An 18,037-nucleotide genomic window follows, 5' to 3' on the forward strand; every position below is an offset into this window, starting at 1 on the left:
ATAAATAAATTACTAACTAAAAAAACCTTCTTATGAAAAAAATAATATTTTTTATTTTTTTTGTGTCTGCAACTGTTGGGTATTCACAAAAAAAATCAAATGATTTAAAAACAAGTGATATGAGCTTGATTGAAGTAATGGTTGCTGCTGGTATGTCAACTGGAATGTCAACATTTAGTGATAATTCTTATGCTGGTAATGGTAGTTATTTTGAGTTATCTTCAGCTTATTATTTTTCTAAAATAGGTTTAGGAATTTCACTTGGAAGTTTTTCAAACCCAACAGAAAGTAATTTATTGGATTTTGCAAATCAAGCTGCTTACCCAATTGCATTAAATTCAGAAGAATGGAAAACATCTTATTATGGAATTGGTCCAAATTTTAGAACAACTATTGGAAGTATAGAAACTACTATTTTTGGTCGTGCTGGTTTAATGTCTATTAAACCAATCTCTTTAGAAGGAAATTTCATTTCTGAAAATGCAGATGTCTCAACAACAGTTCCTGTATATAATTTTAGTACAGAAGAAACTTCAAGCGTAGGATTTTATAATGCTGGTATTAGACTTGGTTATAAATTAAATCCAAATTTAGGTCTTCACATTTCAGCAAATTACATATCTGCCTTATCTGATGGTATTATTGCACAAGATGGTCGCAAACAATTTACAGATATTGACAAAGATGGTGTAATAACAGAAATAGATATCATTAGACAAGATGGTGTACAAGTAGAATTCCAATACACGGAAAAAAACATAAAACCGCAGGTATTTAATTACGGTTTTGGATTAAGTTATAGTTTTGGAAAAAGAACTATTAAAATTGGAGGCGCTGAAAAACCTTATGCCAGAAGTACTACCAATCCATATTTTGTTTCTAATGAATTAGCAGGTGAAATGACGTCTGCAAATCCTGGCGGTGGCAGTGGAAATGGAAATAATGAAGGAATAAAAAACGTTTATGTAGGCAAAAATAGAATTTCTGTAGACCTAACGAATCCATCGAAAGAAGAAGCTAAACAAAAAGACCAACAAGTAAAATTAATAAACGTACTACCAAAAAACAACAGTAACTATAAAAGCACAAATGAAATAGGCTCATTCAATTGGAAATTAATTGGAACTAAAATTCCAAAACCTAACTATATAATTGAAGTAACTAAATTAAATAATGCGAAACAACCTCAAAGATCTTACGCTAACCAAACTTTAAAAAATAAAATAGATGCAAATTCTATTTTTAAAGATGATAAATTAAGTGATGGTAATTATAGCTGGAAAGTTACCGAAACAACAACGGGAGTTTCATCAAATCCAAGTTATTTTACAATGACTCAATGCGAAATTGATTTCACCATTGCAAATGAAGAGATTGAATGTTTAGGCTATGAACAGGAAAATAGAAAGTTTAAAATTTGTTTTAATGTAACTTATGCAAGTACTTCAGGCGATTTAACATTTGTAAATCCAGGTACTGGCTTATCAGTTTATGACCAAACATATGCATCATTATCATATACTTTGGTAAGCCCAAATCCAACATTAGTTACACAAATTGGCGCAACTACATCTACAGTTAGTTATTGTTTTGAAGTAACGGTATCAGCAAGTGTAACCTCTATAGGTTTTGGGTTACAAGGTGACGATTTAGACCCAAGTCCAATAACTTGTCAACCAGGTGTTAGTCAACTTTTTGATGAATTACCAAGCTGTTTATGTGATGATTGTGAAGATATTGAAGTTTCTTTTGATGATTTTAATATTTCATTAAATGGAGGAACTGGAAATCAATTCAACTTTAACGGAAACATCAATATAAATGTTCCAATTTACGGAATGGAATTTCAAATACAATCGTACACTTATTCTGCTGCTCCATCGGCTTGTTCAGAAGGTGTTAGTAGTGTTGAAGAATCTGGTATGATTTTAATGCCAGGAACAAGCATTAATGGTTCAACATCCTTACAGTTATTCAATGAAACTGCTTCAGGAAGTGCAAGTTCAAATGATAATGCTACAAAAGATATAAAATATACGAGCAATTCACCATTAACAGGCCCAATTCCAGTCAATTTAACCATTGGCTTGCCAGGCCCAATATCAGGTCTCGATCCAAGTTGTTGTATAATTGATTATACGGTATGCATTAAGGTAAAAGTATTTTACGAAGAAGGTAATTGTAAATCGTGTGTATTTACGCAATGCTTTAATTTTAATAACCAATAAAAATTACTATCATGAAAAATATAATATATACATTCAAAACATATATGTTGCTAGTAATTTTTATGGCAACTTCAATAGGATATTCACAAATAGCTGTAAATACAACACCAAATACAGCTACTTGTAGTTTGAGCGGAAACACTGTTACTGCATCAGTACCAACTGAAGCTTTAACAGGTGATAATATTGCATTAAACATTACCTTACCTGGAAGTTATGATGCTGGTTGTGTTAAAACAGTTACCATCACTAAATCTTCAAATTTAGTATTTCAAAGTTCAGGAGCAATTCCCTTTGCTGATATGGGTGGTGGAACGTACCAAAATACAGCTCCGCCAGTATTAGCAGGTAATGACGGACAAAACTTTAATGTGTTTTTTAAATTTCCTAATTATACAACTTGCAATGGTGCTGTTGGAACATTTGATGTTACCGTATCATTAGATTGTGCTGGTGTAATAACTACCTGTACAACTTCAGTAAATGTTATCGCAAGAGCCGATAATTATTGGTCAATAACAAAAGAATTTGTGACCGGTGATTTAACTTGTGGAGTTTCTAAATGGAAAATTAAATTGACACATAACAATCCGAATGGTGCTGGCTTAGGTACTTATAAAATTGCTGGGACAATTAATGAAAGTGCATCGGTAACTGTACCTATTGTAAGTGGAGCTTCTTTTCCAATAAACCAAAATGGGTATTCTAACGGAACTTGGAATAAGTATGTTTATTTACAAAATTGTTCACCTGATGGAAGCGTTTTAACAAATATTGCCGATTATAATTTTACTTTAGGCGATGGTTGTGATACAATGATTGGTTCAGTAACTGCAACTTCACCTCCACTGGCAAGTCCAAATGCATCTATTTCTTTTACAAAATGGGTTTCAAATAGTTATAATACCAACTTAACACCTGGCTGTGATGCACGTTATTATATAACCGTTTGTAACAATGGAAATGTGCCTTGGACAGATTTAGTAATAACTGACAATCTAAATATCCCGGGAATCACTATTACCAATATTTCTTTACCTGGAGGTTGGACATCAAGTCCAATTGTACCTCCATATCCACCAACTACATATACATTTTCTGCAGCTCCTGGCTTTGTATTAAACCCAAGTGATTGCCAAACAATTTATATAGATTTTCAAATTGACGGTGGTGCAACCATTGGTAGTACCATTTCAAATACTGCTTATTTAAGTTATGTAGCTTCGGGTTCAGGTGGAAGTCCTGGAGGACCGCCAGTTGATCCTTGCCCTGGAATTAGTTGCCCAACTTTAGATACAACTGTTCAAAATACAGATTCTACAGTAGATTTTGTTGTTGAAGAACCTAAAGCAATTCCATCTATCAAAAAATGTATTTTAGATCCACCAAACCCTTTAATTCCACCTATTTATCAAATTGGAAATAACATTAAATATAGTATTATGGTTGGGAATTCAGGATCAGGAGATTTAACCACAACTATTACTGATGCGTTAGGATCTCCTCAAAATTTAGAAATAAACCCTGGTTCTATATCTTATGATTATTATTCTGATCAAAATGCAGCTTACAAAAATAGTTGCAGCCCTCCTTTTGGCACTTCAATACCACCACCGTTTTCAGTAGTGGCAAATACCGTTGATTTACAAAATCCAACTTGGGCTATTACAAATATGCCTGGAATTTGCGATTGGAATCGGTCAAACTTTTTAATTATTACTTTTGAAACTGAAATATTACCACAACTCTCAGGTTCAAAAACAAATACCGCTATGGTTCCTCATGGAGCTGGTACTTTAAGTAGTTTAGTAAATTACAGTATTGATCAAGTTGGAATATTAGCAATTCATAAAGAAGCCGATGCTGAAATTGTTGAAAGCGGACAATCATTCAATTATACTATTACAGTTTCTAATAACGGAAGTGTACCACTAGATAACATTGTTATTACAGATATGCTACCTGATTGTGTTTCTATAAATGGTCAGATTAGAATTGAAGACGACCTTGCGAATCCAATTACAAATAGTTCTTCTGGAAATGTAATTATTACTGTTGATCCTTCAACACAACTTCTTCCAGGGGATAATTTTATAATTACCATTCCAGTAGTTAAATCTGGTGGTGGGAATTGTTGTAACGAAAGTGTTTCTGTTACTGCTGAAATGACAACTACTGATGTTGAGTTAGATGCAAACTTCGGAAGTGAAGAAGCTCCTGCAGCTTGTGTAAGTGGAACAGAATGTTGTGATATTGAAGATTTTGATGCTTCAATTCAGGAACATAACGGAAGTTTTAATGTTACCATTAACGGTGGAAGTATTCCAATACAAGAAGTAGAAATTTCTATGATTGATTATCACGTTGAATACTCAAATGAAGATTGTAAACCTGATGATATGGGTAATTTTGGAACTCTATCTACTTCTAACACAACATTAGTTAATTTAATTTTAAATGCGAGTGATAATAACACAAGTAGCCTTACTTGGTTACCTGGATCACCGGGAATTTTAAACAGTAATGTTAACTTAAACATTGTTGATCCACTAACATTAAATTTAGATTGTTGTGATGTTACCTTCTCTTTCTGTTTAAAAGTTAGAGTGAAAGATGTGAATTGTAATGTTTGTGAAAAAATAATATGTTACTCATCAAATACAGAACCTGAACCATGTGAAATAGTCATTAAAGATATTGGTCAAGACAAAAAGTATTGTCCAGGAGATAGTATTACTTTAAATTGGAGTGGATCTCCTTCTCCTGGATTTGTAAATGTTTCATTGTTTGATAATACAAACAATGTTGTTTATCAAGTTTTAGCAACGGGAATTCCTAATACAGGAGTATTTACGTATACAATTCCAGCAGGTATTCCTTGTGATCCACCAAGAACATGGTCCTTAATTGTTGAAGATTCCGAAAGCTTGTGTATAGGAAGAAGTAATACCTTTACCATTGAATGCTGCCATCAAACAGATTGCGGATGTGGAGAATGGCTCACAAATTATGTAACTGTAAAAGGTTATATAAAACAAATTCCACAAGACCCTACATTAGACATAAAAATCAAAGCTAATTTAGCTACGAATGTCAATTGTGGAACCAAAATTACATTAAAGCCATTTATGTATTATTCATTTACAGCACCTAATTACGTTTGTAATCCTGAAAACTGTAATCTAAGCTATAAGTGGGAGGTTATTGATACTCACAACAATATCATTCAAGCTGGAGTTGGCAAAACTTTTAATTACAATTTTAGTAGTTATGGAAATTACAAAATAGTATTTACCCCTATTTGTGGCGGAAAACAATGTGAACCTTGTACTATTTATGCGAAAATTGATAAATTAATTTTACAAAACCCGAATAATTTACCTCATGATATTCCTATTGGGCTACCAACTAATGGAGATGTATATAACCCTTGTACAGGTAAAACTTGGATGAATAAAAACTTAGGTGCAACACGTGTAGCAACAAGTCGTAATGATGCATTAGCCTATGGAGATTTATATCAATGGGGACGCTTGACAGATGGACATGAAAAAAGAACGAGTAGTACTACTTCTACTATGAGCAATTCTGACGTTCCTGGGAATGGAGATTTTATTGTCAATACTTTAATGTCTAATTTAGCAGGAGACTGGCGCAAACCAAAGAACGACAATTTATGGCAAGGTGTAACTGGCACTAACAATCCTTGCCCAAGTGGTTATAGAATCCCTACACAGAGCGAATTAGAGGCTGAGCGATTATGCTGGAAATCTAACGGTGCCGACGGTGCCTTTAATTCGCCTTTAAAATGGACCATTGCAGGTTTTCGACATTGGAATCAAATTAGTGGAAACATTTATGGAACTGGAGCAATTGGAAAATATTGGACGAGTCAAACAAATGGATACAAATCGCAATTCCTCACAATCTTTGTAGGAAATGCCTTTATAACAAATGGCCTAGAACGTGCATCAGGTGCTTCTGTAAGGTGTATTAAAAACTAATAAAATTTTAAAATATTTATTTAAAAAGAGTCGAGAAAAATCTCGACTCTTTTTTTGTTTTAACTTAAATTAGCCCACTTATATATAACATATGAATTTCCAAATAACCTTTCATACAAAATGGTCAGATTTTGACCCAAACCGTCATATGCGTCACACGGCTTATAATGATTATGCAGCTGAAGTAAGAGTGCGCTTTTTTCAAGAACACGGACTTTCAATAAACGAATTTGCAAAACTAAATATTGGTCCAATTTTATTTAAAGAAGAAACGTCGTTTTATAAAGAAATTCATATTGGTGAAGATATTACCGTAAAAATGGAACTAGAAGGTATTTCAAAAGGTATTGAACGTTGGCGGTTTAATCATCAAATATTCAATGAAGATGGAAAATTAGCTGCAGAAATTAAAGTGTATGGTGCTTGGATAGATTTAATAAAACGAAAATTAACTTCACCTCCACCAAAGTTTGTTTCAATTTTCGAAGATCTTCCTAAAACAAGTAATTTCACAGAAATCCCTCTCAAAAGTGAAAAATAGAAAACCTATTTATATCATAATTACATTAGTTTTCGCTATTGGATTTTATATTTACGATAATTATCTTGTTGAAAATAAAGCGCCCAAAATAGAAGTTTCAGAGAAATCAAACCAAGAAAGTTCAACTGTTGATTTAACTCCTACATCCACCACAAACCAACTGGTTAAACATAAATATTATTCGCTTTCTTACCATGAAAAATACGAACAAGCAGAATGGGTTGCTTACGAATTAAAGAAAGAACAAATTACAAGCCAAAATTTTAAGCGTCCTTATTTTATTTTTGATTCGAAAGTAACTACAAAAAGTGCTCATTATAAAAATTACTCAAACTCTGGTTATGATAAAGGTCACTTATGCCCTGCTGCCGATATGAAATTTTCAGAAGACGCTTTTAATGAAACTTTTTTAACTTCGAACATTTCTCCTCAAAATCACGATTTCAATAGTGGAATTTGGAATAGATTAGAGCAAAAAACACGTTATTGGGCTCAAAGATATGATAAATTATATATAATAACTGGTGGTGTATTAACTAACAATTTAAAAACAATTGGTAGTGAAAAAGTGGCTGTACCCAATTATTTTTATAAAATTATTTTAGACAATTCTGAGCCTGAAATTAAAGCAATTGCTTTTTTAATACCACATGAAGAATCGGAAAAAGGATTGTATCAATTTGTTGTAAGCATTGATGAAATTGAAAGATTAACGGGAATTGATTTTTTCCCAGCCTTACCAAATGAGCTAGAAAATAAACTTGAACAATCTAGCAGTTATTCAAACTGGAGTTTGAGATAAATTAAAATTTAGGGTAACAAAATTCAGACCTTGTTGATATAGTTATAAAGAAACAAATTTTTACAAACTATAAAACAACTATTATGAAAACTAAATTATTTTTAATCGCAACATTACTTATTTCAACAATTACATTTTCTCAAACTTCAAAAAAGGGGTACGATTATTACCAAGCTTCAAGCGACACTAAAATGAATAAAGCTGAACTTGTTGATTCTATAGCCAAAGATGCAGGAAATTCAAAAACCTCACGTGTAGGAAGAAATCCTCAAACAGGGGCTACAATTAAAGCCAAACCGCGACATAACTGGGTGAATAGCAATAGCAGATCAAGAGTTTCAAATCAAAAAATTGAACAAACAACTAATTATAAAACTAGGCAACGACCAATTGACGGAAAAAATAAATTTGGACAATCAGATGATTTAATTCTTAGAAAAAGACCGGGTAGATCTCAAGGTGATCCAGTTCCTGGAATTGGTATTACCACAGAACAAGGTAAAGTTGGAACTCAAGGGAAACAAATTAAAATAAAACCAAAAAGTACCAACGCTACAGATTATAATAGCTCTAGAAGCAATAGAACAACAAATAATTAATTAATAAAAAAAGCCTTCTAATGAAGGCTTTTTTTACTATCCTCCAATAGTTGCTATTATGCCATAATCTTTAAATATTGAGATTACTTTTTGAATCTCATCTTCAGAAGGTGTTTCAAATTCGATAAAACTTGCTTCCCCTAACTTTTTATGTTTATTTTCAGCAATATTATGGTACGGCAATAAATTAATTAAATTTCTATTTCCTTCTAATGAATTAATAAATTTTGCTGTTACTATTATATTCTTTTCTGAAGTATTTACATTTTTAATTAAAGGAATTCTAAAAATAATTTCACAATTTGTTTTAGCCAATTCAACAATATTTGAAATAATTTTTTCATTTGTAACGCCTGTGAATTCATTATGTCTTTTAGAATCCATTACTTTTAAATCAATCAAAAAAAGCTCGGTGTGTTTAGCAACTTCCAATAATATATCTTGTTTTGCAAATGCTGTAGTATCAACAACTCTATGATACATTCTTTTTCCACATTCTTTTAGGGCTTCTAATAAATATGCTGAATGCATTAAAGGTTCTCCCCCAGAAAATGTAACACCTCCACCCGACTGATCGAAAAAAATAGCTTCATTATCTAGCTGTTTCATTAATTCTGAAATTGAAATTGTTGAACCTAACATTTCAAAGGCTTTAGTTGGACAAACCTCAGCACATTTTCCGCACAAATTGCATAAATCATAATTTGTTTTAATTCCTTCTGCAGTTAACTCTAATGCATTATTAGGACAGTTATCAATACATTTTACAGCTCCAATGCACTTTTTAACATTGTACATTTTCTGCACTTTTGGCGACATACTTTCGGGATTATGACACCATTTACAAGATAAATTACAACCTTTTAAAAAAACGGTCATCCGTATTCCGGGGCCATCATTTATGGCATATTTTTTTATGTCAAAAATTAAACCTGTGCTCATTTAAAACGACTCGTTTTCAGTTCTATCAATAACTTCCTGTTGTAAATCGGCATTCATATCATTAAAATAATCACTATAACCTGCCATTCTTACCAACAAATCTTTATAATCTTCAGGGTTTTCTTGTGCTGCGTACAATGTGGCTGTATCCACAATATTAAACTGAATATGATGTCCTCCCAAAGAAAAATAGGATCTAATTAAATTAGTCAACTTTATAAGGTCTTCATCTCGTTTTAATAAACTTGGTAAAAAACGTTGATTCAACAAAGTACCACCAGATTTTACATGATCAATTTTAGTTAATGATTTTATAACTGCTGAAGGGCCATTTGTATCTGCTCCATGTGAAGGTGATGTTCCATCTGAAATTGATTTTTGAGCAAATCTCCCGTTAGGTGTTGCTCCCATAATTTTTCCGAAGTACACATGGCAAGTAGTGGACAACATATTTAAATGAAATGTTTCACCTTTTGTATTTGGTTTTCCATCTATTGCTTCAAACAAATCATTGTAAACTTGCAATGCAATATCATCCGCAAAATTATCGTCATTTCCATAAAAAGGAGTTTTGTTAAGTATTGTTTGACGTAAAATTTCTTCACCTTCAAAATTCTTTGAAACTGCATTTAAAACTGTATCCATTGAATAGGTTTTATCCTCAAAAACGTGTTTCTTTAGGGCTGACAAACTATCTGTAACTGTTCCTAAACCTGTGCATTGAATATAATTGGTATTATATCTTGGGCCGCCATTATAATAATCTTTTCCTTTCGTTATGCAATCTTCTATAACTACCGATAAAAAGGTTGCAGGACTATATTTTGCAAACATTCTATCTATATAATTACTCACTAAAATTTTCTGATTTACAATGTAATTCAACTGTTTTAAAAAGGCATTGTACAGTTCATCATAACTTTTAAAATCTCTTGGATTTCCAGTTTCAATACTTACTTGTTTTCCCGTAACTGGATTAATTCCATTATTTAACGTGATTTCAATAATTTTTGGAACATTTAAATAACCTGTTAAAATATAAGCTTCTTTTCCAAAAGCACCAACTTCAATACAACCACTACAACCACCTTCACGTGCATCTTCTAAGGTTTTTCCTTGGCGTAACATTTCAGGAATGTAAATATCTGGATTGAAAATAGAAGGATATCCATGACCTTGACGAATCACTTTACAAGCCTCTTTTAAAAATCTGTCAGGTGTTTTTGAACTTACATGAACAGAATTTCCTGGTTGAAGAACATGTAATTCTTCAACAATTTCTAACATAATATAAGAGACTTCACTTGCACCATCTGCTCCATTTTTTTTAACTCCTCCAATATTAATATTTGTAAAATCGTTATAAGTTCCGCTTTCTTTAGCTGTAATCCCAACTTTTGGTGGCGCTGGATGATTATTTACTTTAATCCAAAAACAGCTTAACAACTCTTTTGCTCCATTACGAGTTAACGTTCCTGCTGCTATTTCCTTTTCATAAAAAGGAGTTAAATGCTGATCAAAATGACCTGGATTCATTGCATCCCAGCCATTTAATTCTGTAATAGTTCCTAAATGTACAAACCAATACATTTGTATGGCTTCGTAAAATGTTCTTGGTGCATTTGCAGGAACCCATTTACAAACTTCAGCTATTTTTTGAAGTTCTTTTTTTCGTTGTACATTAGTTTCAGTTTTAGCTTGTTCTTCAGCCAATTTTGCATGGCGTTCAGCAAAAACAATTGCAGCATCACAAGAAATGGCCATTCCTTCTAATTGCTCTTTTCGATCAGTAGCTTCTGGGTCGTTTAAAAAATCTAGTTTAGCTATTTCGCCTTGAATTTGCTTTTTAAAATCAAGCATTCCTTTTTCATAAATCTGCCCATCCAATGCTGTATGTCCTGGTGCCCGCTGCTCCATAAACTCTGTAAACAAACCTGCTTCATAAAGATTACTCCATTCTTTTGGAACATGACTAAAAATACGTTCTCGCATAGTTTTACCACTCCAATAAGGGATAATTTCACGTTCATACGTGTCAATATCCTCTTGTGAAATGGTATAACGCTGCATTTCACGTGTATTTAACACCTTAAAATCTTCTACGCTATGACAGGTTAATTCAGGAAATGTTGGAACAGCCTTTGGTTTTGGTCCACGCTCACCAACAATTAATTCTCCTTCACCAAGATAAATTGTTTTTTGCTTACATATTTCCAAAAAATTAATTGCTCTTAAAACAGGCATCGCATATTTCCCGTAATTCTGTTTGTAAAACGTTGTTTGAATTAGGGCTCTTTCAATAGACAATGAAGGTTCTGATTCAAAACTCAATTTTCTAAGTTTTTGAATTCTTTCATTCATTCCTGGACCTATCTTATTTTTTAAAGATGAATAGAAATTACCTTCTGATAATGCTGATCTTTCTGGCTGGATGTTTTTATGCACTGTTTTCATAATTTTAAATACTAAGTAAACTTCAGGTTGATACTTCTGAAAAAAGATAAATTAATAAATTGTTGAGAAAATATTATGAAAGCGAAGAATAGAACATCAAACATTCAAACAATTGTCTGTATGTTTTTGTTAGTGTAGTTATGTGCTGTTTTTTAAACATCTAATAAAAGATTAATATATCCCAAATTTAAGAAAAAAGAATTAATATTTCAATTCATTTTTAACTTATAGCAATATTATAAATTCCTAAAATAAAAGTATTATTTTTCTAAACTACCCGAAAACATAGAAAACTCAATGGAGCCTCTATGTTGAAAAATATTTCTTTATCGCATAAAACAATCCATTTATAATTAAACTCAAGTAATTCATTCAAAATAAATTGTATTTAACAATTATTAATTAGAAAAAAAAAGTACATTGCTATATGTTTTTTAAAAAAACAGATTAAACACTAAGCAACTCACCAAATAAGTTTCCAAATGAAAGAGAAACCAACTTATGATGAGCTACTGAAAAAGGTTAAATACTATGAAGATAACAATTTAATTACAGATGTTAACTCTGCAACTAATATTGATATTCATATAAAACATTTAGAGCGCGTTAATAATATTATTGATGGAAGCCAGTCTATAATTTACTTAACAAACATTGAAACCTACACCCTTAAATATATTTCCAATAATATTGAAACCCTTTCAGGTTATTCAGCTAAAGATTTTTTAAGCAATAAAATTACTTTGGCTAAATTAATTCATCCAAATGATTTAGATACTCACAAGTTAGAATTGGCTAAGAATAGAAAAAACAATTCGTTTGCATATAATCCTTACAGAATTGTGTGTAAATCTGGTGAAGTAAAATGGATTGAAGATACAGTAAACATCTTAAGAGATAAAAACGGGGAAGCCGTATATTATGAAGGAATTATTACAGATATTACTAGGCATAAAAACACGAATGATAAACTTACCCAATTAACAGATATCATTGAAAGAAGTGAATTAGCTGTTATAAAATGGACACCTAAAGAAAAAAACCTCGTTAATTTTACAACAAATAATATCTCTAAAATTTTTGGATATACTCAAAAAGAATTTCTATCTGGTAAAATTAATTACTTAAACATAATACATCCAGAAGATATTGGTAGTGTTAAAAAAGAAATGGCTAAAAACAATGAAAAAAGGCTAAACATATATATACACAAACCTTATCGCGTTATCACAAAATTTGGTGAAGTAAAATGGATAAAAGATGAAACAACTATTGTTAGAGATAAAAACGGTGAAATTATACATGGTGAAGCCATCTTTTCTGATATTACCAAAACCTATCAAATTGAACAAACAATACTGAGGCAAAACCAAGATTACGAAATCTTAAATGCAGAATTAAAGGTAAAAGAGCAAAATTACAGATTATTGTTTGAAGAAAACCCAATGTCACTTTTAGAAGATGATTTTACTGCAACTCACGAAATATTTTCTAAATTAAAAGCTTCTGGCATAAAAAATATTGAGAAATATTTTAAAGAAAACTCAAAAATATTAAATGAGTGTTTTTCAAATTTAAGTATCATAAATGTAAATAATGCCTGTATTGATTTATTTAAAGCTAAAAATAAAGAACACTTATTAACCAATATTAATAAAATTTTAGGTAGCTATACCTTGCTAAATTATAAAAATATATTAATCGATATTTATAATAATAAATCAGAAATTTTTAGGCAGGCTACTTTTAAAAACCTACAAGAAGAAGATATTATTGCAAATTTAAGAATTAATATATATAAAAATCAACTTGAAGTAAAAGCAGTTATTTCTATTGATAACATTACCCAAAAAATAAAAGCTGAAAAAGAAAATAAAAAACTCTTAAAAGCAGTAGAACAAAGCGCAAATAGCATTATAATTACAAATATACAAGGAGATATAGAATATGTAAATCCAAAATTCACTCAAATTACAGGTTATACAAGTAAAGAAGTTTTAGGGAAAAATCCAAAAATTTTAAATTCAGGGCTGCAATCTAAAGAATATTATACAAACCTTTGGGAAACTATTTCATCTGGAAAAGTATGGAGTGGAGAATTTCAGAATAAAGACAAAAATGGAAAATTATTTTGGGAACAAACAACTATAACTCCAATAAAAAATGAGAATGGACAACTAATTAATTTTTTAGCAATTAAAGAAAATATTACAGCACTTAAAGAGAATCAAAAATTGTTAAAAAAACAAAATAAAGAATTAAATATAGTTAGCTCAGAGTTATCAGAAAAAAACAGACTGCTTTTAGAAAGTAAAAATAGGTATAGTAATCTGTTTGAAAAAAGCCCTGTTTCAATTTGGGAAGAAGATTTTTCAGATGTTATTTATCTTTTAGAAGAAATTAAAAAGAAAGGTCACGATATAAAACTTTACATAAATGAACATCCTGATTTTGTAAATGAATGTATTTCAAAAATTAAAGTATTAAATGTAAATAACATTACATTAAAATTATTAGGCGCTAAATCTAAAGAAGAATTGATTAAACGTCTGAATAAAAATTTTAATGAATCATCTTTTGAAACTTTTAAAGAAGAGCTCGTATCTATAGCATCAAACAATAAAGAATTTGTTAGAGAAACAGAATTTATTCATGGAGACGGTAGCATTGTTTTTGTAATTATAAAATCTATATTATTAGAAGATAATAAAACGATACTTGTCTCAATGGTTAATATTTCTGACATTAAAAATGTAGAGAAAAAATTAAAAAAGCAAAATAAAGCACTTATAAAAGCCAAAGAAAAAGCAGAAGAAAGCGACCAATTAAAAACAGAGTTCTTAAACAACATGTCTCATGAAATTAGAACACCGTTAAATGGTATTCTAGGCTTTACACAAATATTGTGTGATTCAGACACTACGGAAGACAAAAGAAAATATTTTGGAAATATTATTAAAAATAGCGGAAATCAATTAATGCATGTTATTGATGATATTTTAGAAATTTCAAGGCTAGGAACAAAACAAGTAACAGCAAACAATAAGGAAGTATGTTTAAACACCATGTTGCTTCAATTATTTTCAGTTTTTGAAATAAGAGCAAAAGAAAACAAAATACCTTTATATTTAAAAAATGGACTTTTAGAGGGAGAAAGCACCATTAAAACTGATGAATTAAAACTATTTAAAATACTAAGCAATCTATTAGAAAACGCCTTTAAATTCACTAATGAAGGTTATATTGAATTTGGTTATATTTTAAATAATAGTAAACCTGAACAACTAGAAATTTACGTAAAAGATACAGGAGTTGGAATAAACAAAATCAACCAAAAAACAATTTTTGATCGTTTTTCACAAGAAGAAAAAGAGCTTTCTGAAAAATTTGGTGGTTTAGGCTTAGGTTTATCCATTGCAAAAGAAAATTCTGAATTATTAGGCGGAACCATCACCTTAGAATCTAAAAAAGGAAAAGGAGCTACTTTTACTGTTGTTATTCCATACACACCTACAAATCCAATTTTTAAAATTTCTAAAGAAAAAATAACACTTGAAACTAATGAGACTAAACCAACAATACTTATTGCTGAAGATGAAGAAGTGAATTATTTATTTTTAGAAACTTTATTACGTGACTCTATAAAATTAGATTGCACCATTTTACATGCTAAAAATGGAATAGAAGCAGTAGAAATATGTAGAAATAATTCAGGTATTAACCTTGTTTTAATGGATATTAAAATGCCTCATATGAATGGTTTTGAAGCAACAAAACTCATTAAAGAAATGAACCCAGATTTACCCATAATAGCTCAAACCGCATATACAACATCAAGTGACATTAATAAATCTATAGAGGTTGGTTGCAATGATTTTATTTCAAAACCAATAAGTAAAAAAACCCTAAATGATATATTAATTAAACACTTAACAAGTAAATCAGCATAACTTTATCAAAATACTTTGTAAAAATTTAAAAGGTTACTGCGTTAAAGTTTAGTTAATGCAATAATCTTTTATACGTATTGCCTCAAATATTTTTATTTTTATATCTTTAAATTTTCACAGGATAATTTTCTTAATAAATCACTAAATGAAACAAATTAAAAACAATATTTTACTAGTATTTATAGTAACTTTTTCTACAGTACTTTTTTCTCAACAAAGAGGAAATAACCGAAATTCTTCTCAACAACAAGGGCAAAGTTCACAAATGGCACAAGCTAAAGTGAACCCTCAAAATATGGCAAGAATTATTATGTATGATTATGAAGCAGTTATTAAAAAATTGAAAATAAAAAAAGAACCTAAAAAATCAATGGTTATACAAGCCATTAACAAGCATAATAATAAAATAAATGAAATTAAAACATTTAATTTTGAAACATTTGATGATGTTAGTACGTATTTAACTAAAAAAAGAAATGAAGCTACGCTAAATCGTGATTTTAGTACCATAAAAGAATCTCAAATACAGGCAAATGGAATGTTAGCGCCTATTCGTGAAAAAGTACTACTACAAAAAAACACTTTAAATACTATTTTTGAAAAAGAACTTTCTGAAAAACAATATAAAACTTGGCTTAAATACCAAGAATCAGAATTGAAAAAATTAAATCCTAAAGCTCCTCAAACTCAGCAAATTCAAAGTCGCCAACAATCTCAGCGAGGCAGCAGACAACAACAAGGAATGAGTAGAGGTGGTTATTAAACTTAAATAAAACCATACCTTAAATAAAAAAAGCTTCTCAAAATGAGAAGCTTTTTTTTCGTGCGGGCGGGGAGACTCGAACTCCCACACCTTGCGGCACCAGATCCTAAGTCTGGCGTGTCTACCAATTCCACCACGCCCGCTTAGTTAATTGTGGGTGCAAATATACACAATAGTTTAAAATTGCAAAGTAGTTAGTGAATATTTTTTTTATCAATTTTAAACCAAATAAAATTTCGTATTTTTGAGTAAACAAATTATACTTAAATGGAAAATATTAAATCATATGTAAGTCAACATAAAGACCGATTTATCAATGAACTTATCGAACTACTAAAAATCCCTTCAATCAGTGCAGATTCAGCCTATAGCCAAGATGTTTTAAACACTGCTGACGCTGTAAAAAACGCACTTAAAAAGGCAGGTTGTGATACTGTAGAAATATGTGAAACTCCTGGATATCCAATAGTTTACGGTGAAAAAATAATTGACAAAAATTTACCTACAGTGCTGGTATATGGTCACTATGATGTTCAACCGGCAGATCCTATTGAATTATGGGATTCGCCACCTTTCGAACCAGTTATCAAAAAAACAGAAAAACATCCTGATGGGGCAATTTTTGCGCGTGGTGCTTGTGATGATAAAGGTCAAATGTATATGCATGTAAAAGCATTAGAATATATGACTGTAAATGGAAAATTGCCTTGCAATGTGAAATTTATGATTGAAGGTGAAGAAGAAATTGGATCATCTAGTTTGGCTTGGTTTGTAGAACGCAACCAAGAAAAATTAAGTAATGATGTTATTTTAATTTCCGATACTGGAATGATTTCTAATTTGCAGCCTTCAATAACTACAGGATTACGTGGTTTAAGTTATGTTGAAGTTGAAATTACTGGCCCAAATAGAGATTTACATTCAGGTTTATATGGAGGTGCAGTTGCAAACCCAATAAATATTTTAGCAAAAATGATTGCTTCCTTACACGATTCTAACAACCATATTACAATTCCTGGTTTTTATGACCATGTTGAAGAATTATCTTTAGATGAAAGAGCCGAAATGGCAAAAGCACCATTTTCATTAGATGCCTACAAAAAAGCATTAAATATTGATGATGTGTATGGAGAAACTGGTTATACTACGAACGAAAGAAATTCTATTCGCCCAACCTTAGATGTCAACGGAATTTGGGGTGGATATACAGGTGAAGGTGCAAAAACAGTGATCGCAAGTAAAGCTTATGCCAAAATATCTATGCGATTAGTTCCAAATCAAGATAATTTAAATATTACTGAATTATTCACAAAACACTTTGAGAGTATTGCACCAAAATCGGTAACAGTAAAAGTAACACCTCATCATGGAGGGCAAGGTTATGTTACTCCAACAGATAATATTGGTTATAAGGCAGCAAATAGAGCATATACTGAAAGTTTTGGAGTCCCAGCTATTCCACAACGTTCAGGTGGTAGTATTCCTATTGTGGCGCTATTTGAAAAAGAATTAAAAAGTAAAATTATTTTAATGGGATTTGGTTTAGATAGTGATGCAATTCACTCACCAAACGAACATTTTGGTATTTTTAATTACTTAAAAGGTATTGAAACCATTCCTTTATTTTACAAATATTTTTTAGAAATGAGTAAGTAATTTTTAATCTCGGGTTCATTCGAGAAATCACATTTATTATAAAACTAAAAAAGCCTGTAATTTTAAAATTACAGGCTTTTAACTTTCTATTTTAAACC

10 protein-coding genes and 1 tRNA gene are annotated in these 18,037 nt (G+C 30.7%); 8 read left to right on the forward strand and 3 right to left on the reverse strand.

Features of this window, described 5'->3' with window-relative positions:
• Nucleotides 1–32 precede the first annotated feature (32 nt).
• The 5 genes from Q0352_RS10630 (at nt 33) to Q0352_RS10650 (ending at nt 8,174) form a co-directional block, all read left to right on the forward strand.
• Complete coding sequence (locus Q0352_RS10630) at nt 33–2,228, forward strand: hypothetical protein (RefSeq protein ID WP_299527310.1); 2,196 nt, start codon at nt 33–35, stop codon at nt 2,226–2,228.
• 11 nt (nt 2,229–2,239) lie between these two features.
• Complete coding sequence (locus Q0352_RS10635; RefSeq protein ID WP_299527312.1) at nt 2,240–6,232, forward strand: FISUMP domain-containing protein; 3,993 nt, start codon at nt 2,240–2,242, stop codon at nt 6,230–6,232.
• Nucleotides 6,233–6,323: 91 nt separating this feature from the next.
• Nucleotides 6,324–6,773 (forward strand): thioesterase family protein, encoded by a 450-nt coding sequence (locus tag Q0352_RS10640; protein WP_299527314.1) that lies wholly within the window; start codon nt 6,324–6,326, stop codon nt 6,771–6,773.
• A complete protein-coding gene (locus Q0352_RS10645; RefSeq protein WP_299527316.1) occupies nt 6,763–7,575 on the forward strand; it encodes a DNA/RNA non-specific endonuclease in 813 nt (270 codons plus the stop codon). The genes Q0352_RS10640 and Q0352_RS10645 overlap by 11 nt, the downstream gene beginning before the upstream one ends.
• Before the next feature lie 83 nt (nt 7,576–7,658).
• Nucleotides 7,659–8,174 carry a hypothetical protein gene (locus tag Q0352_RS10650; protein WP_299527318.1) on the forward strand — a complete coding sequence of 172 codons (516 nt, stop codon included), beginning with the start codon at nt 7,659–7,661 and terminating at the stop codon, nt 8,172–8,174.
• Nucleotides 8,175–8,210: 36 nt separating this feature from the next.
• Here Q0352_RS10650 and Q0352_RS10655 read toward each other — a convergent pair whose 3' ends face one another.
• Both Q0352_RS10655 and hypD read right to left on the reverse strand, forming a co-directional pair.
• Complete coding sequence (locus Q0352_RS10655; protein ID WP_299527320.1) at nt 8,211–9,116, reverse strand: glycyl-radical enzyme activating protein; 906 nt, start codon at nt 9,114–9,116, stop codon at nt 8,211–8,213.
• The gene (gene hypD / locus Q0352_RS10660) at nt 9,117–11,570 is read right to left on the reverse strand and encodes a trans-4-hydroxy-L-proline dehydratase (protein ID WP_299527323.1); all 2,454 of its coding nucleotides are present in this window, start codon (nt 11,568–11,570) and stop codon (nt 9,117–9,119) included.
• 482 nt (nt 11,571–12,052) lie between these two features.
• On the opposite strand from hypD, the gene Q0352_RS10665 reads away from it, so the two are divergent.
• Entirely contained in the window at nt 12,053–15,520 is a 3,468-nt protein-coding gene (locus Q0352_RS10665) for a PAS domain S-box protein (RefSeq protein WP_299527325.1), read from the forward strand.
• A gap of 145 nt (nt 15,521–15,665) precedes the next feature.
• Nucleotides 15,666–16,283 (forward strand): hypothetical protein, encoded by a 618-nt coding sequence (locus Q0352_RS10670; RefSeq protein ID WP_299527327.1) that lies wholly within the window; start codon nt 15,666–15,668, stop codon nt 16,281–16,283.
• Nucleotides 16,284–16,344: 61 nt separating this feature from the next.
• Here Q0352_RS10670 and Q0352_RS10675 read toward each other — a convergent pair.
• Nucleotides 16,345–16,426: transfer RNA gene (locus Q0352_RS10675), tRNA-Leu, on the reverse strand.
• A 124-nt stretch (nt 16,427–16,550) separates the two neighbouring features.
• Here Q0352_RS10675 and Q0352_RS10680 point away from each other — a divergent pair.
• Nucleotides 16,551–17,939 carry a dipeptidase gene (locus Q0352_RS10680; protein ID WP_299527329.1) on the forward strand — a complete coding sequence of 463 codons (1,389 nt, stop codon included), beginning with the start codon at nt 16,551–16,553 and terminating at the stop codon, nt 17,937–17,939.
• Nucleotides 17,940–18,037 lie beyond the last annotated feature (98 nt).

Origin of the sequence: uncultured Lutibacter sp., assembly GCF_937891065.1 — a bacterium.
Taxonomy (GTDB): Bacteria; Bacteroidota; Bacteroidia; order Flavobacteriales; family Flavobacteriaceae; genus Lutibacter.

Excerpts from the sequence above, each read along its gene's own strand:
- Q0352_RS10630 (WP_299527310.1), top strand. The coding sequence starts at position 33 with ATGAAAAAAATAATATTTTTTATTTTTTTTGTGTCTGCAACTGTTGGG.
- Q0352_RS10650 (WP_299527318.1), top strand. The coding sequence starts at position 7,659 with ATGAAAACTAAATTATTTTTAATCGCAACATTACTTATTTCAACAATT.
- Q0352_RS10655 (WP_299527320.1), bottom strand. The coding sequence starts at position 9,116 with ATGAGCACAGGTTTAATTTTTGACATAAAAAAATATGCCATAAATGAT.
- Q0352_RS10670 (WP_299527327.1), top strand. The coding sequence starts at position 15,666 with ATGAAACAAATTAAAAACAATATTTTACTAGTATTTATAGTAACTTTT.
- Q0352_RS10635 (WP_299527312.1), top strand. The coding sequence starts at position 2,240 with ATGAAAAATATAATATATACATTCAAAACATATATGTTGCTAGTAATT.
- hypD (WP_299527323.1), bottom strand. The coding sequence starts at position 11,570 with ATGAAAACAGTGCATAAAAACATCCAGCCAGAAAGATCAGCATTATCA.
- Q0352_RS10665 (WP_299527325.1), top strand. The coding sequence starts at position 12,053 with ATGAAAGAGAAACCAACTTATGATGAGCTACTGAAAAAGGTTAAATAC.
- Q0352_RS10680 (WP_299527329.1), top strand. The coding sequence starts at position 16,551 with ATGGAAAATATTAAATCATATGTAAGTCAACATAAAGACCGATTTATC.
- Q0352_RS10640 (WP_299527314.1), top strand. The coding sequence starts at position 6,324 with ATGAATTTCCAAATAACCTTTCATACAAAATGGTCAGATTTTGACCCA.